We start from the raw sequence: 22,297 nt of genomic DNA, 5'->3' as shown, positions 1-22,297 counted from the left end.
TGTGCGGCGCAAGTTCCCCGAATAGCATGAATTCCACAGCGGACGACTCGACAGTCACGCCGGGCTTGGAGCCGAAACTTCAAGGTCATTCATCACTACGTATATTCGGGAGCAAATCATGAAACAGCAGATTTTGGTGGTGGGCGCAGGCTTCGGTGGGCTCTGGAGCGCCTTGAGCGCGGCACGCCTGCTGGACCGACACGAGCGTCACGACGTGCAGATCAGCCTCCTCGCACCCCAGGCGGAGCTGCGCATCCGCCCGCGCTTCTACGAACCCGACGTGGGCCGCATGTTCGCCCCGCTGGACGCGCTGTTCGACACGGTGGGCATCCGCTTCGTCCAGGGCAGCGCCGAGAGTATCGACGAGCAGGCGCAGAGCGTCGGCTACCGCGACGCCGCCGGCCGCCAGGGCGAGCTGGGCTACGACCGCCTGGTACTGGCCACCGGCAGCCAGCTCGCCCGGCCGCCGGTGCCGGGCCTGGACAGCCACGCCTTCGACGTCGACCAGATCGAATCCGCGGCGCGCCTGGAAGCGCACCTCAAGGCCCTGCGCAACCGCCCCGCCAGCCCGGCGCGCAACACCGTGGTGGTGGTCGGCGGCGGCTTCACCGGCATCGAGACCGCCACCGAAATGCCGGCGCGCCTGCGCGAAGCGCTGGGCGCGGAGCAGGACATCCACGTGATCGTCGTCGACCGCGGCGCGCAGGTGGCCGCCGCCCTGGGCGAAGGCATCCGCCCGTCGATCATCGAGGCCTCCACAAAGCTGGGCATCGAATGGCTGCCCGACGCCAGCGTCGCGGCGGTGGACGCCGACGGCGTGAGCCTGGCCGACGGCCGTCGCATCGACAGCCACACGGTCATCTGGACCGGCGGCCTGCGCGCCAGCCCGCTGACCGAACAACTGAGCGGCGAGCGCGACGGCCTGGGCCGCCTGCACGTGGACGGCAACCTCAAGGTGCGCGGCCAGGCCAAGGTATTCGCCGCCGGCGACGTGGCCTATGCCGCCACCGACGACCTCGGCAACCACGCGGTGATGTCCTGCCAGCACGCGATCTCCCTGGGCCGCCACGCCGGCAACAACGCCGCCGCCGACCTGCTGGGCGTGCCGCCCACCCCCTACCGCCAGCCCAAGTACGTGACCTGCCTGGACCTGGGCGCCTGGGGCGCGGTGTACACCGAGGGCTGGGACCGCCAGGTCAAACTGCTGGGCGAGCAGGCCAAGGAGCTGAAGACGCAGATCAACACCCTGTGGATCTACCCGCCGGCAGCCGACCGCAGCATCGCCCTGGCGGCGGCCGATCCGCTTATCCCGGTGGCCTGAAGAGCCCCCTCTCCTGCAAGCGGGAGAGGGGGCTGTTCGGAGTGGGTGGGGAGTTTGGAGTCAAACTGATACACCTAGCGAACGCGGGAACGTGGGGCGGATAACCGTTCGCGGTTATCCGCCGTTGGCCGTGCCACCGGAGCGTTCGGCGGGGCCGGTGAATCCAATCGCGGACAAAGTCCGCTCCTACGCCCGTGCTTCCTGGAACCGTAGGAGCGCCCCTCTCCCCAACCCTCTCCCGCAAGCGGGAGAGGGGGCTGTTCGGAGTGGGTGGGGAGTTTGGAGTCAGACTGATACACCTAGCGAACGCGGGAACGCGGGGCGGATAACCGTTCGCGGTTATCCGCCGCTGGCCGTGCCACCGGAGCGTTCGGCGGTGCCGGTGAATCCAATCGCGGACAAAGTCCGCTCCTACGCCCGTGCTTCCTGGAACCGTAGGAGCGGACTCCGTCCGCGATGGGTTTGGCTGGACGGGGGTGGAGTCAGGGAGCTTCGTGATTGCACTTCACGCCGAACGGTCCCCTCTCCCGCTTGCGGGGGAGGGTTAGGGAGGGGGAGCGGAGTATAGGGTTGGCAAAGGTGTGTGGGCGGTGTCCGCAACCCTCTCCCCAGCCCTCGGCTGCGCGCCCCGCCCTGAAGGGAGAGGGGGCTGTCCTGAGCCGCGGGAAGTCCTGAGTCATCCTGAAACGCCTAACATCACCCCCTCATTCCCGCGGACGCGGGACGCGGCTCCATCGCGAACAGCGCTTGCGCTGGCCCGAAGGGGAATAACCCAGAGACTGGCGGGTTCGCGAGCAAGCTCGCTCCTACGAAAAGCAAAAAGCAAAAGCGCGTTTGCTCTTGGACTTCCAGAGAAATAGCCGAGCGCACCGGAACGCCCCTTCAGAAGGCCGAGCGAAACCCGCGCTCAGGAGGTCATGCGACATGGATGTCGCGAGAACCCCGCGGGCTACAGGGACGTACCCTCGGGGCGGGCCTCCGTGGCGGGGGAATTCGTGAGGGTAGCCCGGCTTTATCGGGCCCGTATGTCGGCGCAAGCCTTTTTGGTTCCTTTTTGCGGGGGTGGCCTTCCACCGTTTGACAAAAGGGACTCGCCCGAGGGGGCGAAACGAGAAGGCCGGGCAAACTCGGTGCGACGCAGAAACACCCAAGCCAAGGCAGCTGGGTTCCCGCGTTCGCGGGAATGACGGGGTTGGGGTTGGAGTAGAGGTTGATAATCCGCAGAAGAGCCCCTCTCCCGCAAGCGGGAGAGGGGCCGTTCGGAGTGGGCGGGGAGTTCGGAGTCATCCTGAAATGCCAGAACTCCCCCTCGTCATTCCCGCGAACGCGGGAATCCAGGGTTCGCGAGCAAGCTCGCTCCTACGAAAAGCACATCGACGTAACCGGGGAGTCCGGCGTAGCCGGCAAGTCCGCGAGAAGAACCACCCCCTCACCCCTGCGCACTCGGCACCTCATCCTCACTGATGCAATGCTCTATCTCGGTCACCTTGCGCAACGCCTGGTCCGCACAGGGATAAGCCCCGAAAATACGCCCCTGGTAGAACACCACCCAGACGAACCCCAACGGCTCCCCGCCCGCCAGCCCACGGGCCAGCGCCTGGAACCCGGGAGGCAGGTCGTCGATATGCATCTGTGCCATACCGCGCAGGATCATGGCCGCTCACCTCTGGCTCGGAAGGCAGCATTCTCGATGCCCGCGGGCCTGCGGGCAATACGACGGAAGTTTGCCGGGCAACGCCTCGTGGCACCCGCTGGAAGTCCGGCACAGGGCGGCGCGCTGCCCTGTGCGGGCCATTGACCCTGGCATCGTTGCGCCTCCTCAGCCGTATCGGCTCACAGGGTGAAGACGATGCGCTCGGCGGCGCTGCGCTGCCAGGCCGACTCGACCTCGCTCAGCGGCACCGCCTCGGCGTCCACCTTCAGCCCGGCCGGCTCGATGGCCCGCAGCAGTTGCCCGATCACCCGCACCAGGCCTTCGTTGGACACGCTGCCCAGGCCGCTGCCGAGCAGCTCCAGGCCGGAGCTGCGCAGCGCGCCGGCGTTCAGCGGCAGGCTCGCCCCGGCGAGCGAGCCGATGTTGACGAAGCGCAGGCGCGGCGAGGCCTCGCCGCTGCCGTGGCTGGCCGCGGCGTCGAGGATGCAGGCCGCCGGCGGGCCCCACAGGTAGTCCAGCACCACGTCGATGCCGCGGCCCTGGATTTCCTCGCGCAGCTCGGCGGTCAGCTGCTCGGCCGGCTGGTCCAGGCGGATGAAGTGGTCCGCGCCCAGGGCGCGCAGCTCCGCCTCCACCGCCGGGTTGCGCGCGGTGGCGATCACCCGCGAGGCGCCCAGGTGCCTGGCCACCTGGATGGCCAGGCGCCCGGAGGTGCCGGCGGCGCCGTTGACCAGCACGCTTTCGCCGGGCTTGAAGTGCGCGCGTTCCTGCAGCGCCGCCCAGGACGACATGCCGGGGTTGGCGATGGCCGCGGCGGTGATGTCGTCGATGCCGTCGGGCACCGCCACGCAATAGCGCGCGTCCACCGCCACGGTCTCGGCCATGGCGCCGTGGGGCGCGCGGGGGAAGGCGAAGTACACGCGGGTGCCGTCTTCCAGCAGGCCCACGCCGTCGACGCCGGGCACCGCCGGCAGGCTCCGGGGGCTGCTGTAGTGCTTGCCGCTGGCCTGGGCGCGCACCAGTTGGCTGAGCGCGGCGGCGCGCACGCGCACCAGCACCTCGCCGGCGGCGGCTGGCTGCGCCTCGAACTCGCCGTAGCGCGGCGGCTGGTCGAAGGCATGGACGATGGCGGCTTTCATGGGGTTCTACTCCGGTGGCTCAGAGGAATCGGGATGCCGGCTTCAGGCGTGCCAGCAGCGGTACCAGCCGTCCTGCTCGTCGATGCGCAGCTCGGTCTGGTAGAGGTCGGACAGCCGGGCGCTGGTCAGCACCTCGGCCTTGGGCCCGTCGGCGACGACGCGACCCCTGTCCAGCAGCACCACGCGCTCGATCTCGGGGATGACCTCGTCGATGTGGTGGGTGGTGATGATCATGGCGTGCGCCTCGCCGCAGAAGCGCCGCAGCAGCTTGAGCATGCCCAGGCTGGCGCCCATGTCCAGGCCGTTGGCCGGCTCGTCGAGGATCAGCGCGCGCGGCCGGTGGACCAGCGCGCGGGCCAGCAGCAGGCGGCGCTTCTGCCCGGTGGACAGGCGCTGGAACATGGTCCGCTCGTGGCCGGCCATCTCCACCACCGCCAGCAGCGCGCGGGCCTGCTCCAGCTGCTCGTCGCTGGGCTGCAGGTGGCCGTGGGCGCCGATCGAGCCGAAGAAGCCGGAGACCACCACGTCCAGGGCCTGGGTGTAGGGCGTGTAGTCGTCCTGCAGGTCCTGGGAGATGAAGCCGATGCGGCTGCGCAGGTCCCAGAGGTTGACGGTGTCGCTGCCGAACAGCCGCAGGTGGCTGCCCTCGCGCTCCACCGGGTACAGCTCGCGGCTGATCAGCTTGAGCAGCGTGCTCTTGCCGGCGCCGTTGGGGCCGAGGATGGCGACCTTCTCGCCATCGCCGATGTGCAGGGAAAAGCCGTCGAGCACGCGGGTCTGCTGCTGGAAGGCGGTGACGTTGTGGATGTCGATCATGAAGGGTTCGTCGTCGCGGGCGGGGGAACGCCGATACTACATCAGGTGGCACCGGGCGGCGCCGGCTCGTGACCGGCGCCGCCCGGGCCCTGCGCGAGGGAAGGAACATCGGCCGGCGCGGGTAGCGCCGGCGATGGCATGCGCATCCCGCGCATGACGCGGGCGAAGCCGGGACGGTCGGCCCGGCTCCACCCTGCCGACGTCCTGTCGGCGTTGCCGGCTTGCGGCTTCAGGCCACGTCTCCGGCCTGCCCGACCGGCGCCTTGCGCCGCAGCGGCGCGGTTTCGCGCAGCAGGCTGGCGGCGGCAAGGCCGAGCACCACGCCGCCCAGGGCCAGGTAGAGGGTGTACTGGATGCCGTGGTGCTGGGCGATGTAGCCGGCCAGCGCCGGCGCCACGCCGCCGCCGAACACTTCGCCGACGCCCACCACCAGGCCGGTGGCGGTGGACACCAGGGGCAGCGGCACCGATTCGCCGGTGAGCGGGCCGACGGTCATGCAGATCATGCTGAAGTTGAAGAAGGTGGTGAGGAACAGCAGCGCGAACAGCGTCAGCGGCTCGGCCCCGGTGTGCATCAGCAGCCAGATGCAGGCACCGGTGGCGACGAAGCTGCCCAACACCACCGGCTTGCGCCCCAGGCGGTCGGACAGCCCCGGCAGCAGCAGCTGGCCGATGAAGCCGCCCAGGCCTATGGCGGACATGACGAAGCCCATCTGCTGCAGCTCCAGGTGCAGGTAGTCGGTGAGGTAGTTGGGCATCATCACGCTGAGCACGAACAGGCTGGTGAGCATGCAGAACATGCCGAGGATGTTCAGCGGCACGTTGCGGTAGCGCAGCGCGTCCAACCAGCGCCCCTGTTCCTGGGACGCCTCGGCGGCCGCCGGCGCGCGGGTCTCGCGCAGGTTGCGGTACATGAACCAGGCGAGCAGGAAGCCGGGCAGCGACACCACCACGAACACCCAGCGCCAGGACGGCAGCACCAGCAGCAGCTGGGTGGCGAGGATCGGCGCCAGGCCCAGGCCGAGGATCGGGAAGAAGGCCTGCTGGATGCCGATGTTCAGCCCGCGCCGCGACGGGTGCGAAGACTCCGCGGTGGCGGCGATGGCGGTGGGCGTGAAGGCGCCCTCGGAGACGCCCATCACCGCGCGGATCAGCAGCAGCGCGGCGACGCCGTTGGCCAGCCCGGACAGCCCGGCCAGCAGGGAGAACAGCAGCACCGCGGGGATCAGCACCTTGCGCCGGCCGATGCGGTCGGACAGGCGGCCCATGAAGATGGAGGAAATCCCCCAGGCGATGGCGAGGATCGCCGAGATGTTGCCCAGGTCCTGATAGTCCAGGTGCAGCTCGCTCATCATCACCGGGAACAGCGGCAGGATGATGAAGCGGTCCAGGCCGACCAGGCCGAAGCCCAGGGCGAGCATGGCGACGGCCGTGTATTCGTAGCGCGCATTCCACTTGTTGTCGTTGTTGTGCATGGCATGGGTACTCGGGACGTTGGCGGGCGGTCAGAAGTAGAACAGCGCTTCGACCATGGTGGAGAGTTGCGAGCGGTCGCGGCCGTTGCCATAGGGGCGGTCGTGGTCGCGGGGGTCGAACCAGTCGTAGCGGACTTCCGGGCGCAGCGAGAGGTTGCCGGTCACGTCCCAGCGCAGGCCGGTGGTGAGGGCGTTGTAGTCGCCGCGGGCGGTGCTGGTGGGGAACAGGATGAAGCCGTCCGGGTCGCTGAAATGCTCGCCGCGCAGGGAGAAGGACAGGTCCGGGCGGTACTGGTAGGTGACCACCGCGTTGGCGCCCCACCAGCGGGCGCCGTCGAAGCCGGGGCCGGTGACCACGTCGACGGTGGAGGCCTTGCCGTCGCCGGCCTGGTGGCCGTAGACCAGCTCGGCGCCCATGGACCAGCGCTCGTCGAACCTGTGCCAGCCGTTGAGCGAGTGCTGCTGCTTGAGCTGGCCGCTGTCGGCGACCAGCCGCGAGGTCGGCGCCTGGACGTCGGAGAAGCTGTCGTTCTGCTCGTCGCCGACGATGAACTCGTAGTCGAGCCAGGTGTTCATGTCCGCCGTGCGCCAGCGCAGGGCGCCCATCAGCGACTTGCCGTCGTTGTTGTCGCGCAGGTTGTTCCAGCCCTGCACCACGCCCAGCTCCAGGCCGAGGATGCCGCTGTCGTCGTTGAGCAGGCGGGTGCCGACCAGCACCCCGGAGACGGTGCCCGGCTCGCTGACGAAGGCGTAGGTCTTGCTGGCGAAGGGGTTGCGCGCCTGGCGGATGTTCGGCGGGATCTCGTAGCCCAGCGCCGGGCCGAACACCCCGGCCATGAAGTTGAAGCCCGGGCCGTAGGGCACGTAGGCGGTGGCGGCGATGTTGGGAACGGCGAGGAAGCGGTCCTTGTCCTTCTGCGCCTTGGCGGCGTCGTCCTCGTTCATGTTCCAGTGCATGTCCCAGCCGAAGGTCCGGGCGAACTGGGCGTTGCGCCCGTAGTTGGCCTCGAAGGTGAAACCGAAGGCGAAGTCCTCCGGCTTGGGCCCCGGCAACGGGGTGATGCGCGGCACGAAGGTGCCCTTGAGCGCCTTGTCGACGAACAGGTGCAGGCTGCCCCACTCCAGGCCCTCGTCGGACATGCCGGTGAGCGGCAGGTTGCTCAGGCCGTCCTCGCGCTCGTCGTGGGTGGAGCGGTTGTTGCGCGCGTAGGCGATGTCCAGCAGGCCGGAAACCGTGATGCCGTAGTCGCGCTCCAGGCTGTCGCCGAAGAGGCCCTTGAACAGAGCGCCCTCCCCCGGCGCCGGCGCCTCGGCGGCATGACATTCCACGAATGCCAGGGCGGCCAGGACCGCACCAAGCGTTTTCACCTTGATGTTGAGCATGCTTCTGTCTCTTGTTGTTGTTTTCAGAGGGGTGCCGCGGGGAGTGCCCCGCGGCAGAAGGGGCCTAGACCTGGGCGGCGAGCGGCCGGCGCTCCTCGCGCAGCGCGCCGCCCTGGCCCTGCGGCAGCGCCAGGTCGCGGCGCAGCGCGTCGAGCAGTTGCGGCAGTTCGCTGGCGTGGCCGATGCCGCCGTAGATGTAGAAGTCCGGGCGCACCAGCACGGCCTGCAGCCCGGCGGCGCGGAGGAACTGGTGGTACTTGCCGGAGAGGTCGCGGCAGGTGCCCGGCGCGCCGTCCTCGCTCAGGAGCACGGTCTTCACCTCCAGCCGTTCGAGCAGCGCCTTGTGCGCCTCGTCCAGCCCGGCCAGCGGGTCGTCGCCGATGCTCAGCAGGTGGAAGCCGCGGCCGAAGGCGTCGTCGTAGCGCTGGCGGTGTTCGTCGCGCTCGATTTCGCCATGCACGCCCAGGCAGCCGGCCGGGCCCAGGGCACGGCCGTTGCGCTCGTCCTTGTGCACCACGCCGTCGACCAGGCCGGGGAACGGCGGCAGCGGCGGCACCTGGCCGGAAAGGAAGGCGGCGTCGCGCTCGGCGGCCTTCTGCGGGTCGGCCACGCAGACCACCTTGCCCATTTCCACCGAGGCATTGATCACCGCGCGGATCTGCGGCTTGCGCTCCAGGGTGTAGCTGTCCAGCAGCTTGTCGGAGCAGATGCCGCGCAAGACCAGGTCCAGGCGCCAGGACAGGTTCCAGGCGTCGCGGATGCCCGAGCACATGCCCTGGCCCATGAACGGCGGCATCAGGTGCGCGGCGTCGCCGGCCAGCAGCACGCGGCAGTGGCGCCAGGTCTGGGCGATGCGCGAACGGAACTGGTACACGGCGTGGCGCACCAGGCTGGCGGTGTCCGGGGTGACCCAGGGCGCCAGCAGTTCCCAGACCTTCTCGGTGCTCTGCAGGTCCTCGATGCTCTCGTGGGGCAGGCGCATGAACTCCCAGCGGCGGTAGCCGGGGCCGCCGGGGACCATGGTGGTCGGCCGCGCCGGGTTGCACCACTGGCCGATGTCCGGCACGTCCAGCTCGACGCCGGGGTTGGGTTGCAGGTCGACCACCAGCCAGTCTTCCTGGAAGCCCAGGTCCTGCCAGTCGATGCCGCACTCGCGGCGCACCACGCTGTTGGCGCCGTCGGCGCCGATCACGTAGCGGGCGCGCACGGTGCGCTGTTCGGCAGCCTGCGCCGCGTCGCCGCGCTGGGTGCGTTGCATGCGCAGCTCGCAGCCCTGCTCGTCCTGGCTCAGCCCCAGCACTTCCCAGCCCTGGTGGACCTCGACGTTGGCGATGGCCTTGGCCCGGCGGTCGAGGATGGCCTCCAGGCCCGGCTGGTTGAACAGGTAGCCGAAGGGGCCGTCGCTGATCGACTCAGCCGACCAGTCGATTTCCACCAGCACCTTCCAGTCGGCGTTGAACCACTGGTAGCAGGCCGAGGGCTGGGAAATCTCTTGCAGCTCCTCCTCCAGGCCCATCATGCGGAATACGCGGCGGATCTCGTGGTCGTGGAACACCGCGCGCGGCAGCGGGTAGAGGGACTGCCAGCGCTCGTACACGGCGACGCTGTAGCCCATCTTGCCGAGGAGGATGGCGAGGGTCTGGCCGACCGGGCCGTAGCCGACGATGGCCACGTCATGGATCTTGTTTTCGTTCATCTGTGCTGACCTGAAACCGGGTGGGTTTTGGGCAAGCCGCTCCCCGCCTCCCTGCGCGGCAGGAAAGTGTTCGGGACCAGGGAGCGGCCTGCGTCGCTGGGGGGCGCTAGCTTCTGGCCGGCGCGCTGTCCGTCTCGGTGTTGACGACGAAGTACTCGGGGACGCTGGGGCCCCAGAGGTACAGCGAGTTCTCGGGCGGGAAGTCGCCGGCCGGCCACTGGCTGCCGGCGTCGATGAAGTCCATGTCCGCCGAGTACTCGCAGAACGAGCCCCAGGGGTCGCGGACGTAGTGGAAGTAGTTGGAGCCCAGGCAGTGCCGCCCGGTGCCCCAGCCCTCGCGATAGCCGGCGCTGGCCATCTGCTCGGCGCCGTTGCCGACCTCGTCGACGCCGTCGACTTCCCAGGCGGCGTGGTGGAAGCCCTTGGCGCCGCTCTTGCAGAAGGCCACCAGGTGGTGGTCGCAGCCGTGGGGGGCGTGGGTGAAGGCGATGATGTCCTGGGAATGGTCGGACAGGCGCAGGCCCAGGGCCCGCTCGTAGAAGGTGACCGCCTGGGGCACGTCGGGGCTGAACAGCAGCACGTGGGACAGCCGCCGCGGGCGTACCCGGGCCACTTCGTCGCGGGTGCCGACGCCACGCACGGCGGGCTGCGCCGGCGCCGCGGCGCGCTTGCTGTCGGGCATGTGCTTGGCGCCGACCCTGACCTGCAGCAGGTTGCCGTCGGGATCGCGGAACCAGAAGCCCTCGCCGTCGCCGGCCTCGAAGCGCGCGCCGGCGACCTCGGCCTGCTGGCGCAGGGCTTCGTAGTCCTCGGCGAAGCAGTTGAAGCTCAGGTAGGCCAGGCTCTTGCGCGGACCCTGCAGCATCCGCGCCCAGCGGTGGCCGTCGGCGGCGCGCAGTTCCAGGGCGTCCGCGGTTTCGCCGACTTCCAGGCCGAAGCTGGCGAAGAAGGTCCGCGCCTCGGCCAGCGAGGGCACGAACAGCGCGTAATGATCGATCGAATGCACACTGCGGGGAGTGACAGTCATGATCGCCTCCGTTTGTTGTTCTTGTCGTCGAAGCCTCGGAGCGGGAGGCTTCGATCTGGCCGGGAATGCCCGGGGTCAGGCTTCGTCCAGCACCGGGTTGACCAGGGTGCCGATGCCTTCGATGGACACTTCCACCACGTCGCCGGCCTTCAGGTAGACCTTCGGGTCCATGCCGAAGCCGACGCCGGCCGGGGTGCCGCTGACGATCACGTCACCGGCTTCGAGGGTCACCGCCTCGCTGAGGGTGGAGATGATGGTGGCCACGTCGAACAGCATGTCCTCGGTGTTGGCCGATTGCACCACCTTGCCGTTGACGCGGGTCTGCAACAGCAGGCCCTTGCCGCCGGCCGGCAGTTCGTCGGCGGTCACCAGGTCCGGGCCGAAGGCGCCGGTGTCGTCGAAGTTCTTGCCCACGGTCCACTGCGGCGACTTGAACTGGTACTCGCGCACCGAGCCCTCGTTGAACAGCGCATAGCCGGCCACGTGCTGCAGCGCCTGCTCCTTGGCAATGTGCCGGCCGCCGCTCTTGAGCACCACGGCCATCTCGCCCTCGTAGTCCAGGGTGTCGGAGACGCGCGGGCGTACCAGCGGCTTGTTGTGGGCGATGAGGCTGCTGTTGAAGCGCGGGAACAGCGTCGGGTAGTCCGGCTGGGCGTAGGGCGATTCCTTGGTGTGGTCGGCGTAGTTCAGGCCGACGCAGACGATCTTGCCGGGCTTCTTCATCAGCGGCAGGTAGTCCTGCTCGCCGATCTCCACCAGCGGCCCCTGCGCCTCGGCGCCGTAGGTGGCCAGGTCCACGCCGCGCTCCAGCAGCGATTCCAGCGATTCCTCGCCCAGAACCCGGACGCCTTCGGCAGTACGCACGCCCAGTACCGGGCGGCCTTGGTGAGTGAAGCGAACGTAGCGCATGGAGCTGACCTCTTGTTGTGGTTCGTGACGACCGCCAGGCAGTGCGGTATGGGCCCTAAGCTAATCCGAGGAAAATATGCCGTCAACGATAAAATATATTTTTTCAGAATTATCGATAAAAGGCCGCCGTGTGTATCATCTGCCTCATCCGTCATCACCCGTGGTAAAGCCCATGAACCGAGCCGAACGCTGGGCACAGCAGCCCGAAGTCTCGGAGAAGCGCACCATGGCCTCGCAACTGGAGGCCCGGGTCCGCGAAGACATCATCAACGGCCGCCTGGCGCCGGGCAGCCGCCTGCGCCTGAAGGAGCTGGCCGAGCACTACGACGCCGGCGTCATCCCCCTGCGCGAGGCGCTGTCGCGCCTGGCCGCCAGCGGCTTCGTCAGCGCCGAGGACCAGAAGGGCTTCAGCGTCGGGCGCATCTCCGCGGAGGAAATCCGCGACATCACCCACACCCGCCTGCTCATCGAGTGCCAGGCCCTGGCCGAATCCATCCGCAACGGCGACCTGGAGTGGGAAAGCCGGCTGATCGCCGCCCACCACCGCCTGGACCGCCTGCCCATCGTCGAAGGCCCGGAGCGGCTGCTGAAGCCGGAATGGGAGAACGCCCACGTGGCCTTCCACGAGGCGCTGATCGCCAACTGCCGCTCGCCCTGGCTGCTGCGCCTGTCGCACATGCTGCGCGACCAGACCGCGCGCTACCGCATGCTCTCGGTGCACTACAACGACGGCGCCGAGCGCGACGTCCCCGGCGAGCACCGCGAACTGCTCGACGCCGCCCTGGCGCGCGACGTGGACAAGGCCTGCGCGCTGCTGGCGCAGCACTACGAGACCACCACCCGCAGCGTGCTGGCCCATGAGGCGTTGAAGGGTTGAGCCCAGGCGGCGCGCCTACATCCACCGCCAAGCACAACGTCCCGTAGGATGGCGTTGAGCGAAGCGATACCCATCGCCACGGCCGCATGGGTTTCGCAGGCTCAACCCATCCTACGAAAAGCGCTTCGGTGCAGCTGGCAAGAGCGGGGCGGTACAAGCCGGCGTAAAGAGCCCCTCTCCCCAGCCCTCTCCCTGAAGGGAGAGGGGGCTAGTCCGTGCCGAGAGGAGGCATGGCATCAGCCTGAAAATTTCGGAGTTGCCGGCTAACGCCTATACATCCGCCCCTGCCCAACGGTCCCCTCTCCCTTCAGGGAGAGGGTTAGGGAGAGGGAGCAGAGGTGGGTTTGGCAGAAGGAACACGCCATGCGCGCGAATCGCGGGCATGGCCCGCTCCTACAGTCCCGTAGGATGGGTTGAGCGAAGCGATACCCATCGTCACGACCGCATGGGTTTCGCAAGCTCAACCCATCCTACGAAGAGCTCTTCGGCGCAGCCTGCAAGACAACGGAACGCGTCAGAAGTAATACAGCGCTTCGACCATCGTCCCCAGCCGCGTGCGATCACGGCCGTTGCCGTAGGGGCGGTCGTGGTCCCGCGCGTCGAACCAGTCGTAGCGGACTTCCGGGCGCAGCACCAGGCTCCTGGTCAGGTCCCAGCGCAGGCCGGTGGTCAGCGCGTTGTAGTTGCCGCGGGCGGTGCTGGTGGGGAACAGCGCGTAGCCGTCCGGGTCCTCGAAGTGCTCGCCACGCACGGACAGCGACACCCGCGGGTGGAACTGCCAGGTGACCACGGCGTTGGCGCCCCACCAGTGCGCGCCGTCGAAGCCGGGGCCGGTGACCACGTCGACGGTGCTGGCCTTGCCGTCGCCGGCCTGGTGGCCGTAGACCAGTTCGGCGCCCATGGACCATTGGTCGTTGAACTTGTGCCAGCCGTTGAGCGAGTGCTGCTGCTTGAGCTGGCCGCTGTCGGCGATCACCCGCGAGGGCGGCGCCTGGACGTCGGAATAGCCGTCGTTCTGTTCATCGCCGACGAGGAATTCGTAGTCCACCCAGGTGTTCATGTCCGCCGTGCGCCAGCGCAACGCGCCCATCAGCGACTTGCTGTCGTTGTTGTCGCGCAGGTTGTTCCAGCCCTGCACCACGCCCAGCTCCAGGCCGAGGATGCCGCTGTCGTCGTTCTTCAACCGCACGCTGCCGAGCACGCCGGCCACGGTGCCCGGTTCGCTGACGAAGGCGTAGGTCTTGCTGGCGAAGGGGTTGCGGGCGAAGCGCACGTTGGGCGGGATCTCGTAGCCCTGGGCCGGGCCGAACACCCCGGCCATCAGGCTGATGCCGGGGCCGTAGGGCAGGTAGGCGGTGGCGGCGAAGTTGGGCAGCGCCAGGAACAGGTCCTCGTCCTTCTGCGCCTTGGCGGCGTCCTTCTGGTTCAGGTGCAGGCCCATGTCCCAGCCGTAGGTGCGGGCGAACTGGGCGTTGCGCCCGTAGTTGGCCTCGAAGGTGAAACCGAAGGAGAAGGCCTCGGGCCTGGGCCCGGGCAAGGGGGTGATGCGCGGGACGAAGGTGCCCTGCAGGGCCTTGTCGACGAACAGGTGCAGGCTGCCCAGTTCCAGGCCTTCGTCGGACATGCCGGTGATGGGGAAGTTGCTCAGGCCGGCGCGGCGTTCATCGTGGGTCGAGCGGTTGTTGCGCGAGTAGCCGATGTCGAGCAGGTTGGAGACGCTGATGCCGTAGTCGCGTTGCAGGCTGTCGCCGAACAGGCTGCGGAACAGCGTGCCTTCGGCGGGTTCGTCGGCCGGCTCGGCATGGCAGTCGATTATCGCGAAGGCGGCCAGCACCGCACCCAGCGCTTTCACCCGGATGTTGTTCATGGAAGTGGACTCTTGTTGTTGTTCTGTCAGTGGGGTGAGGCCCGGCGTCCCTGCCGGCGCGGGCCGTTGCCGGCCCGCGGATTCACGCAGTCAGAGGTGGGTGGCCTGGAACGCGCACTGCCGCCAGCCGCCCTCCCCGCGCAGCCACACCTGGGTGGTGTAGGCCTTCATCAGCCGCTCCTCGCCGCTCTCGCGCAGGACGATGGCCTGCTCCAGGCGGCCGCTGGCGATGGCGGTGTCGCCGAGCACGCGCACGCGCATGTCGCTGCGCTCGACGCGGAGGAAGTCGATGTGTTTGGCGACCATTTCCAGGTACTGCGCCTTGTCGTCCACCTTGCCGGTGGCGTGGACGTGCACCAGGGCGTCGTCCATCAGCGCCGCCAGGGTTTGCAGGTCGCGCTGCACCAGGGCGCGGCAGCGTTCGCTTTCCAGACGCAGGATTTCCTCGCGGATGGCTTCAGCGTGCATGGCCGTCTCCCGCCGCGCGCTCGGCGCGGACGACGTTCTCGATGGCGCCCAGGCCGTCGATCTCCACCCGTACCCGGTCGCCCTCGCGCAGCCAGCGCGGCGGCTTGAAGCCCGCGCCGACGCCGCCGGGGGTGCCGCTGAAGATCACGTCGCCCGGCACCAGGGTCATCACCTTGGACAGGTGCTCGACCTGCTGGTAGCAGTCGAAGATCAGCTCGCGGGTGTTGGACTCCTGGCGCTTCTCGTCGTTGACGAAGCAGCGGATACCCAGCTCGTGCGGGTTGCCCACCTCGTCCGGGGTGACCAGCCAGGGGCCGAAGGGCGCGTGGCCGTCGAACGACTTGCCGAGCACGAACTGCGAAGTGCGCAGCTGCCAGTCGCGCACGCTCACGTCGTTGCCCACGCAGTAGCCGAAGATCGCGTCCCGAGCCTGCTCGCGGCTGACGTGGCGGCAGCGCTTGCCGATCACGAAGACCATCTCGGCCTCGTAGTCCAGCTGCTCCGACACCAGCGGCAGGTCGATGGGCGCATAGGGGCCGTTGGCCGCGGTGTTCATCATGGCGAACCACAGCTGGTCGGCCGGCGTGGCCATGCCCGACTCGGCGACGTGGTCGGCGTAGTTCAGGCCGATGCCGAGGATCTTGCCCGGGCGCGGCAGCGGGGCCAGGAGGGTCACTTCGTCGAGGACGAAGTCGGCCTTCTGGATCTGCGCCAGGCGCTGCAGCGGCTCCTGCCAGAACTGCCATTCGCCGATCAGCCCGGCCATGTCGCGCGGCGCGGCGGACAGGTGGTCGGCGATGCGGATGATGCCGTCGCCGTTGACGATGCCGACGCCCACCAGGCCGCCGGGGGTCTTGAAGGTGCAGAGTTTCATGGTCGTTTCCTTATCCCAGTACGGTGCGGGTGCCGGTGGCAGCGGTGCCCAGCCGGCAGAGTTCGGCGTCGCTGGCGCCGCTGCGCCACAGCGCGACCATGGCGTCGGGGTCGAACTCCAGGCCGATGGGGTCGTTGGCGAAGGTTTCGCTGTGGAAGAAGGCCGCGGCGTCGGCGGCCTCGACGAAGTTGTCCACCTGCAGCTCGATGTCGTTGTGCTCCGGGTCGCGGAAGTACAGCGAGGTGGTCGGCCCGTGGTTGATGCACCAGTAGGGGCGGATGCCCTCCTGCTTCAGGCGCAGGTAGGTGTTGAGCAGGTCGGCGATGCTCGCGTAGCTGTAGGCGATGTGGTGCATGCCGGTGGTCTCCTCCGCCTTGGGCGGCAGGTGCGGCATGTTGAAGAAGGCCAGGCGGTGGTGCTCGTCGTCGTAGGTGATGAAGGTGAGGATGTCGTCCTCGAACACCAGCTCGGCCTGGAACAGCTTGCGGTACCAGTCGACCATGGCCTTGCGGTCGGCGCAGCGGAACACCAGGTGGGCCATTTTCATCGGCACGATGCGCTCGGCGGGCGTGGCGTGGGAAGCAGTCATATCCGTTCTCCTTGTTGTTGTCGTACTCAGACCAGCACCCGGCGGAAGTCGCCGAGCAGGGTCGCCAGGTAGGCCAGGAAGCGCCCGGCCTCGGCGCCGTCCACCGCGCGGTGGTCCCAGGACAGCGACAGCGGCAGCTGCAGGTGCGGTTCGAAGGCGCTGCCATTCCAGCGCGGTTGCAGCTCGGCGCGGCCGACGCCGAGGATCGCCACTTCCGGCGCGTTGATGATCGGGGTGAAGTGGCCGCCGCCGATGCCGCCCAGGGACGAGATCGAGAAGCAGCCGCCCTGCATCTGCGCCGGGCTCAGCTTGCCGCTGCGGGCCAGTTGCGAGAGTTCGGCCATCTCCTGCGCCAGCGCGGCGATGCCCTTGCGCTCGGCATCGCGGATCACCGGCACCACCAGGCCGTTGGGGGTGTCGGCGGCGAAGCCGATGTGGAAGTAGTGCTTCTGCACCACCTCGTCGCCCTCCAGGCTCACGTTGAACTGCGGGAAGCGTTGCAGCGCCGCCACGCAGGCCTTGATCAGGAAGGCCAGCAGGGTGACCTTGGCCTGCCCTTCGCGGGCCTCGCCGTTGAGCTGCACGCGCAGCGCCTCCAGCTCGGTGACGTCGGCCTGACTGTGGTTGGTGACGTGGGGGATGCTCACCCAGTTGCGGTGCAGGTTGGCCGCCGAGATGCGCTTGATGCGCGACAGCGTGCGGCGCTCGACGTGGCCGAACTGGGCGAAGTCCACCTGCGGCCAGGGCAGCAGGTCGAGCCCGCCACCGAGCCTGGCGGCGGCCGCCGGTTGTTCGCGCAGGGCCTTGACGAAGGCCAGCACGTCCTCGCGCAGCACCCGGCCGTTGGGGCCGCTGGCCGGCACCTGGTCGAGGTCCACCGCCAGTTCGCGGGCCAGCTTGCGCACCGCCGGGCCGGCCAGGGCCAGTTGTGGCTTGCGGACTTCCTCGGCGGCGGGCGCAGCTTGTACGCTGGGCGCGGGAGCGGCAGCCAGCGGTTCGGCTTTCGCCACGACGGGCGCGGCGTCGGGAATCGCAGGTGCAGCTTCAGCGGCCACAGGCGCGGCAGCACCCTCCCCGGCCAGCTCGATATGGGCGATCACGCTGCCCCGGGACACCTTGTCGCCCGGCTTGATCAGCACTTCGCGAATGGTGCAGGACAGGGTACTGGGCACGTCCATCACCGCCTTGTCGGATTCGAGCACGATCAGCGGCTGTTCCACGGCGACCACGTCGCCGGCCTTGATCAGCACCTCGACCACCGGCAGGTCCTTGAAGTCGCCGATATCCGGAACCATCAGTTGTTGCATGGCGTTCACTCCTCAACGGTTCCAGGGGGCGCCGGCGGCGCCGTCGATGGCGTAGCGCGCGCGGGCCCGGGCATGCTTGTCGCGGTCGATGCCGGCCAGCGCCGCCAGGGCGATGTGCTGGCGGTCCAGCTCGAAGAAGCGGCGCAGCGCCGGGCGGGTGTCGCTGCGGCCGAAACCGTCGGTGCCCAGGGCGGTGTACGGCGCCTGCAGGTAGGGCGCGATCAGCTGCGCATAGCCGCGCACGTAGTCGCTGGCGGCCACCACCGGCACCTCGCCGGGCAGGCAGGTTTGCAGGTGGCTGCGCGCTTCGCTGTCGTCGCCGAACAGTTGCTCGCGCTCGACCTCGCGGGCCTCGCGGGCCAGCTCGGAGAAGCTGGTGACGCTCCAGATCTCGCTGGCCACGCCCCACTCCTCGGCGAGCAGCTCGGCGGCGCCGATGACCTCGCGCAGGATGGCCCCGGAACCGAGCAGGCGTACCGCCGGCTTGCCCTCGCCGCGGGTGCCGAACAGGCGCATGCCCTTGATCACGTCGGCGTGCTGCGCGGGCTCCAGCGGCGCCTGCACGTAGTTCTCGTTGGTCACCGTCAGGTAGTAGAACTCGTCGTGCTGCTCCTGGAGCATGCGCCGGCCGCCGTGGTCGATGATCACCGCCGCCTCGCTGGCGAAGGCCGGGTCGTAGGCGCGGCAGTTGGGCACGGTGGAGGCGATCAGCTGGCTGGTGCCGTCCTGGTGCTGCAGGCCCTCGCCGGCCAGGGTGGTGCGCCCGGCCGTGGCGCCGATCAGGAAGCCGCGGGCGCGCTGGTCGGCGGCGGCCCAGATGAGGTCGCCGATGCGCTGGAAGCCGAACATCGAGTAGTAGATGTAGAACGGCAGCATGGCCACGCCGTTGACGCTGTAGGAAGTGGCCGCCGCGACCCAGGAGGAAATCGCCCCGGCCTCGGTGATGCCCTCTTCCAGCAGTTGGCCGTCGCGCGCCTCCTTGTAGTAGAGCATCGCCCCGGCGTCTTCCGGCTCGTAGAGCTGGCCGGCCGGCGAGTAGATGCCGATCTGGCGGAACAGGTTGGCCATGCCGAAGGTGCGCGCCTCGTCGGCGACGATGGGCACGATGCGCGGGCCCAGCTGCTTGTCCTTGAGCAGGTTGGAGAACAGCCGCACCACCGCGGTGGTGGTCGAGCTTTCGCGTTCGTCCGGTTGCAGGGCGAACTGCGCGTAGCTCTCCAGCGCCGGCAGCGCCAAGGGTTCGGCCTGGCCGACGCGGCGCGGCAGGTAGCCGCCCAGGGTTTCGCGGCGCTCGCGCAGGTAGCGCAGCTCGGCGCTGTCCTCGGCCGGCTTGTAGAAGCGCATCTCTTCCAGGGCGGCGTCGTCCAGCGGCAGGGCGAAGCGGTCGCGGAAGGCCTTGAGCGCGTCGATGTCGAGTTTCTTCTGCTGGTGCGAGGTGTTGCGCGACTCGCCGGCCTGGCCCATGCCGAAGCCTTTCTTGGTCTTGGCCAGGATCACCGTCGGCCGGCCGTCGTGCGCCTTGGCCGCGGCGAAGGCGGCGTGCAGCTTGCGGAAGTCGTGGCCGCCGCGGCGCAGCCCGTCGATCTCCTCGGGGCTCATGTGCGAGACCAGCGCCTGCAGTTCCGGGTCGAGGTCGAAGAAGTGCGCGCGGTTGTAGTTGCCGTCGTTGGCGCCGAGGGTCTGGTACTGGCCATCGACGGTGTGGGCGAAGCGACGCAGCAGCACGTGGTTGCGGTCGCGGGCGAACAGCGCATCCCAGTCCGAGCCCCAGATCACCTTGATCACGTTCCAGCCGGCGCCGCTGAACAGCGCCTCCAGCTCCTGGATGATCTGCCCGTTGCCGCGCACCGGGCCGTCCAGGCGCTGCAGGTTGCAGTTGATCACGAAGGTCAGGTTGTCGAGCTTCTCGCGGGCGGCCAGGGACAGCGCGGCGAGGGATTCCGGTTCGTCCATCTCGCCGTCGCCGAACACGCCCCAGACGTGGCGCTGCGCGGTATCGGCGATGCCGCGGTGCTCCAGGTAGCGCAGGAAGCGCGCCTGGTAGATGGCGCTGATCGGGCCGATGCCCATGGAACCGGTGGGGAACTGCCAGAAGTCCGGCATCAGCCAGGGGTGCGGGTAGGAGCACAGGCCGCCGCCGTCCACTTCCTGGCGGTAGCGCTGCAGTTGTTCCTCGCCCAGGCGCCCTTCGAGGAAGGCGCGGGCGTAGACGCCGGGCGCCGAGTGCGGCTGGAAGTACACCAGGTCGCCCTTGCCGGCGGCGCTGTCGGCGCGGAAGAAGTGGTTGAAGCCGACCTCGAAGATTTCTGCCGCCGAGGCGTAGCTGGCGATGTGGCCGCCCAGCTCGCCGTAGGCCTTGTTGGCCCGCGCCACCATGGCCAGGGCGTTCCAGCGGATGATCGAGGTGATGCGCTCCTCCATGGCCAGGTCGCCGGGGAAGGCCGGCTGCCGCTCCAGGGGGATGCTGTTCTGGTACAGCGAATAGGGGTGCGCCGAGGGCCGCACGCCCAGGTGGCTGGCGTGCTCGGCCAGGCGTTGCAGGAGGAAGTCGACGCGCTCGCCGCCGGCGCTGCGCGCCACGGCCTCCAGGGCGTCGAGCCATTCGTGGGTTTCCTGGCGGTCGCTGTCCTGTTCGGCGCGCTCGCGGGATGATTCGGTGATCCTGGCTGTCATGGTTCTTCGCTCGATCAGGGTTTCGCAGGCGCGAGCCGCCCTCCGACGCCCCCTGCCGGGGGCGCCGTGGCGTTCGCACGGTCAATCGTCGGTGCGCGGGCCTACCAGCCTTCGCGGCTACCGCTCCATTCGGCGCCCGGCGAGCGGGCGTGCATCTGGTGGTAGCGGCCGCTGTAGAACAGCAGCGGCTTGCGCTGCTCGCCGATGCGCAGGTGTTCCACCTCGCCGATGTACAGCTGGTGGTCGCCGGCCGGGTGCACGTCCACCGTGCGCGCCACCAGTTGCACCAGGCTGCCGTCCAGCAGCGGGGTGTCCTGGTGCTGGCAGAACGGCAGCTCCAGGCCCTCCTCCGGGCGCCCGCCGAAGTGCGCGCTCAGCGGGCGCTGGGTCTCGGCGAGGAAGTTCACGCCGTAGCGCACGCCCTCCTTCACCCACTGGTTGAAGCGCGAGGCGTTGCGCACCGAGACGAGGATCAGCGGCGGCTCCAGCGACACCGACATGAAGGCGTTGGCGGTCATGCCGGCCGGTTCGCCGTCGGCGAGGTAGGTGATCACGGTGACGCCGGTGGCGAACTGGCCCATCACCGAACGCAGGAGTTTAGGGTCCATGGGGTTGCCCTCCCGGTCAGATCAGCGGGGTGACGGTGTTTTCCACGCCCAGCAGCGCCTTGCCGTACAGCTCCAGGCCGATGCTCGGCAGGGCCACGGCGTGCCGCGCGGCGGTGTTGGAGTCGCGCCACCAGCGCTGCATCGGGCTGGTCTCGGCGAAGCTGCCGGCGCCGTGGGCGGTGAGCAGGATGTTGATGGCGTCGGTGATGTGGGTGTTGACCAGGCCGACGTCGGCGCGGATGCGCGCGCGGGTGGTGGCATCGAGCTTGCGGCCCTCGCGCGCGGCGGCGTCGATCTCGTCGACGGCGCGGAAAGCGCGCAGCTCGGCGCTGTCGATCTTCAGCGCGGCCTCGGCGACCTGGGCCTGGAACAGCACCGAGTCGGTCTGCTTCTCGAACGAGGTGTAGGCGATGGCGCGGCGCGGCGCGTTGTCGATCACGTACTTCAGCGCAGCGCGGCCCAGGCCCAGCTGCGGGCCGTTGAGGATCAGCGCGGCGAAGGGCACGAACAGCGGGCGGTAGCTGGCCTCGTCCTTGAACTCGGTGGGGTATTCGCCCTCGATGGCCGCGCCCATGTTCAGCAGGCGGTGGTCGGGCACGAACACCTCCTCGGCGACGATGCAGTTGCTGCCCGAGGCGCGCATGCCGGTGGTGAACCAGGTGTCCTCGATGCAGAACTGCTCGCGCGGGATCAGCGCCAGGTACTGGGCCACCAGCGCGCCGTTGGCGTCGCGCTCCTCGGCGCCCACGGCGGCCCAGTCGGCGTGCAGGCTGCCGGAGGAGAAGTACCACTTGCCGGAGACGATCAGGCCGCCTTCGACGCGGCGGGTGTTGGGGGATGCGTTGAACACGCCGGACACGCGGGCGTCGGGGTTGGCGCCGAACACGTCGTTCTGCGCGCGCTCGCTGAACAGGCCGGTGAACCAGGCGCAGACGTTGGTCAGCGCGGCCACCCAGGCGGTGCCGCCGCAACCTTCGGCGAGCGCCGCGGACACTTCCAGGTGCGAGCGCAGGGTGCCTTCGTGGCCGCCGAAGCGCTTGGGCACCATCAGCCGGAACAGCCCGGCGTCGCGGATGGCCTGGATGTTTTCCTCGGCGGCGCGGCGATTCCTTTCCGAGTCCGCGGCGTTCTTACGCAGCAGCGGCTGCAGCGCTTCGGCGCGCTTGACCAGTTCCTGCAGGGACGGACGCTGCTCGGCCAGCGGCAGCACGCTTACGTCGGACACTTTCATCGCTTCTTTCATGGCTTCGACCTTGTATGTCACAATGACTAAAATGTCATTCATTTGTTCTGGGCGAACGAATCCCGCCGGCCGTGGCGCCAGGGCGCAGTGGATGGCAATGGATTCCTCGCGGGCAGGCGTCGGCGCTCAGGACCTTGATGGTCCCGAAGGCATACGGTTACCCGGAGTGGCTAGGAATGCGGGGAAATATCAGGCGCGCGGGCGCTTGCTGCGCGGCGGCGGAGGAAGCGGGCGGGACAGGCGGGGCGGCAAGGCGTTACGGATCATTTTTCGTCTCCTGTTGTTTTTATGACGAAAGCGCCGGACCGACGAATACGCTACAGATAGAACATACTTGTCATTCCGACATTGAGCAGCAATGTAGGACAGACG

The 22,297-nt window shown here is 68.9% G+C and carries 18 protein-coding genes; 2 read left to right on the top strand and 16 right to left on the bottom strand.

Annotated features, from left to right (window positions below; translation table 11 throughout):
- The first annotated feature begins 118 nt into the window (after positions 1 to 118).
- The gene (locus ACTWJ5_RS13245) at positions 119 to 1,321 is read left to right on the top strand and encodes an NAD(P)/FAD-dependent oxidoreductase (protein ID WP_444438944.1); all 1,203 of its coding nucleotides are present in this window, start codon (positions 119 to 121) and stop codon (positions 1,319 to 1,321) included.
- Between the two features lie 1,429 nt (positions 1,322 to 2,750).
- Here ACTWJ5_RS13245 and ACTWJ5_RS13240 read toward each other — a convergent pair.
- From ACTWJ5_RS13240 to ACTWJ5_RS13205, 8 genes are all read right to left on the bottom strand, one after another.
- On the bottom strand, positions 2,751 to 2,975 hold the full coding sequence (locus ACTWJ5_RS13240) for a hypothetical protein (protein WP_074984054.1): 225 nt from the start codon (positions 2,973 to 2,975) through the stop codon (positions 2,751 to 2,753).
- 179 nt (positions 2,976 to 3,154) lie between these two features.
- Positions 3,155 to 4,114, bottom strand: a complete 960-nt coding sequence (locus ACTWJ5_RS13235; RefSeq protein WP_116423959.1) for a quinone oxidoreductase family protein — start codon at positions 4,112 to 4,114, stop codon at positions 3,155 to 3,157.
- A 42-nt stretch (positions 4,115 to 4,156) separates the two neighbouring features.
- Positions 4,157 to 4,930, bottom strand: coding sequence for an ABC transporter ATP-binding protein (locus ACTWJ5_RS13230; protein WP_249919697.1), 774 nt, complete (start codon positions 4,928 to 4,930; stop codon positions 4,157 to 4,159).
- A 229-nt stretch (positions 4,931 to 5,159) separates the two neighbouring features.
- Positions 5,160 to 6,404, bottom strand: a complete 1,245-nt coding sequence (locus tag ACTWJ5_RS13225; protein ID WP_253390226.1) for an MFS transporter — start codon at positions 6,402 to 6,404, stop codon at positions 5,160 to 5,162.
- Between the two features lie 30 nt (positions 6,405 to 6,434).
- Complete coding sequence (locus tag ACTWJ5_RS13220) at positions 6,435 to 7,787, bottom strand: outer membrane beta-barrel protein (protein ID WP_253390225.1); 1,353 nt, start codon at positions 7,785 to 7,787, stop codon at positions 6,435 to 6,437.
- Positions 7,788 to 7,851: 64 nt separating this feature from the next.
- On the bottom strand, positions 7,852 to 9,483 hold the full coding sequence (mhpA, locus tag ACTWJ5_RS13215) for a bifunctional 3-(3-hydroxy-phenyl)propionate/3-hydroxycinnamic acid hydroxylase MhpA (RefSeq protein ID WP_444438940.1): 1,632 nt from the start codon (positions 9,481 to 9,483) through the stop codon (positions 7,852 to 7,854).
- Positions 9,484 to 9,589: 106 nt separating this feature from the next.
- Positions 9,590 to 10,510 (bottom strand): VOC family protein, encoded by a 921-nt coding sequence (locus ACTWJ5_RS13210; RefSeq protein WP_253390223.1) that lies wholly within the window; start codon positions 10,508 to 10,510, stop codon positions 9,590 to 9,592.
- A gap of 75 nt (positions 10,511 to 10,585) precedes the next feature.
- The gene (locus tag ACTWJ5_RS13205) at positions 10,586 to 11,419 is read right to left on the bottom strand and encodes a fumarylacetoacetate hydrolase family protein (protein WP_116423964.1); all 834 of its coding nucleotides are present in this window, start codon (positions 11,417 to 11,419) and stop codon (positions 10,586 to 10,588) included.
- 172 nt (positions 11,420 to 11,591) lie between these two features.
- Here ACTWJ5_RS13205 and ACTWJ5_RS13200 point away from each other — a divergent pair, with 172 nt between their 5' ends.
- Positions 11,592 to 12,296 (top strand): GntR family transcriptional regulator, encoded by a 705-nt coding sequence (locus tag ACTWJ5_RS13200; protein ID WP_074984069.1) that lies wholly within the window; start codon positions 11,592 to 11,594, stop codon positions 12,294 to 12,296.
- Between the two features lie 514 nt (positions 12,297 to 12,810).
- On the opposite strand, the gene ACTWJ5_RS13195 is transcribed toward ACTWJ5_RS13200, so the two are convergent.
- The 8 genes from ACTWJ5_RS13195 to ACTWJ5_RS13160 form a co-directional block, all read right to left on the bottom strand.
- On the bottom strand, positions 12,811 to 14,163 hold the full coding sequence (locus ACTWJ5_RS13195; protein ID WP_444438937.1) for an outer membrane beta-barrel protein: 1,353 nt from the start codon (positions 14,161 to 14,163) through the stop codon (positions 12,811 to 12,813).
- 90 nt (positions 14,164 to 14,253) lie between these two features.
- Positions 14,254 to 14,631, bottom strand: a complete 378-nt coding sequence (locus tag ACTWJ5_RS13190; RefSeq protein WP_444438935.1) for a nuclear transport factor 2 family protein — start codon at positions 14,629 to 14,631, stop codon at positions 14,254 to 14,256.
- Positions 14,621 to 15,505, bottom strand: coding sequence for a fumarylacetoacetate hydrolase family protein (locus ACTWJ5_RS13185; RefSeq protein ID WP_444438933.1), 885 nt, complete (start codon positions 15,503 to 15,505; stop codon positions 14,621 to 14,623). Before ACTWJ5_RS13185 ends, ACTWJ5_RS13190 begins: the two co-directional genes overlap by 11 nt.
- A gap of 10 nt (positions 15,506 to 15,515) precedes the next feature.
- A complete protein-coding gene (locus ACTWJ5_RS13180) occupies positions 15,516 to 16,094 on the bottom strand; it encodes a VOC family protein (protein WP_253390217.1) in 579 nt (192 codons plus the stop codon).
- Between the two features lie 26 nt (positions 16,095 to 16,120).
- Positions 16,121 to 17,401 carry a 2-oxo acid dehydrogenase subunit E2 gene (locus ACTWJ5_RS13175; RefSeq protein WP_444438931.1) on the bottom strand — a complete coding sequence of 427 codons (1,281 nt, stop codon included), beginning with the start codon at positions 17,399 to 17,401 and terminating at the stop codon, positions 16,121 to 16,123.
- Between the two features lie 12 nt (positions 17,402 to 17,413).
- Positions 17,414 to 20,074 (bottom strand): alpha-ketoglutarate dehydrogenase, encoded by a 2,661-nt coding sequence (gene mdeB / locus ACTWJ5_RS13170; RefSeq protein ID WP_444438929.1) that lies wholly within the window; start codon positions 20,072 to 20,074, stop codon positions 17,414 to 17,416.
- A gap of 101 nt (positions 20,075 to 20,175) precedes the next feature.
- Positions 20,176 to 20,682: a flavin reductase family protein gene (locus ACTWJ5_RS13165; protein WP_444438928.1), complete on the bottom strand. Its 507-nt coding sequence runs from the start codon at positions 20,680 to 20,682 to the stop codon at positions 20,176 to 20,178.
- Between the two features lie 16 nt (positions 20,683 to 20,698).
- Positions 20,699 to 21,913, bottom strand: coding sequence for an acyl-CoA dehydrogenase family protein (locus ACTWJ5_RS13160; RefSeq protein ID WP_444438927.1), 1,215 nt, complete (start codon positions 21,911 to 21,913; stop codon positions 20,699 to 20,701).
- Between the last annotated feature and the right edge of the window lie 384 nt (positions 21,914 to 22,297).

The organism is Pseudomonas sp. A6, from assembly GCF_052367875.1.
Classification (GTDB): Bacteria; Pseudomonadota; Gammaproteobacteria; order Pseudomonadales; family Pseudomonadaceae; genus Pseudomonas; species Pseudomonas citronellolis.
The sequence above is the reverse complement of the archived record's forward strand: the minus strand, read 5'-3'. Positions and strand labels throughout refer to the sequence as shown.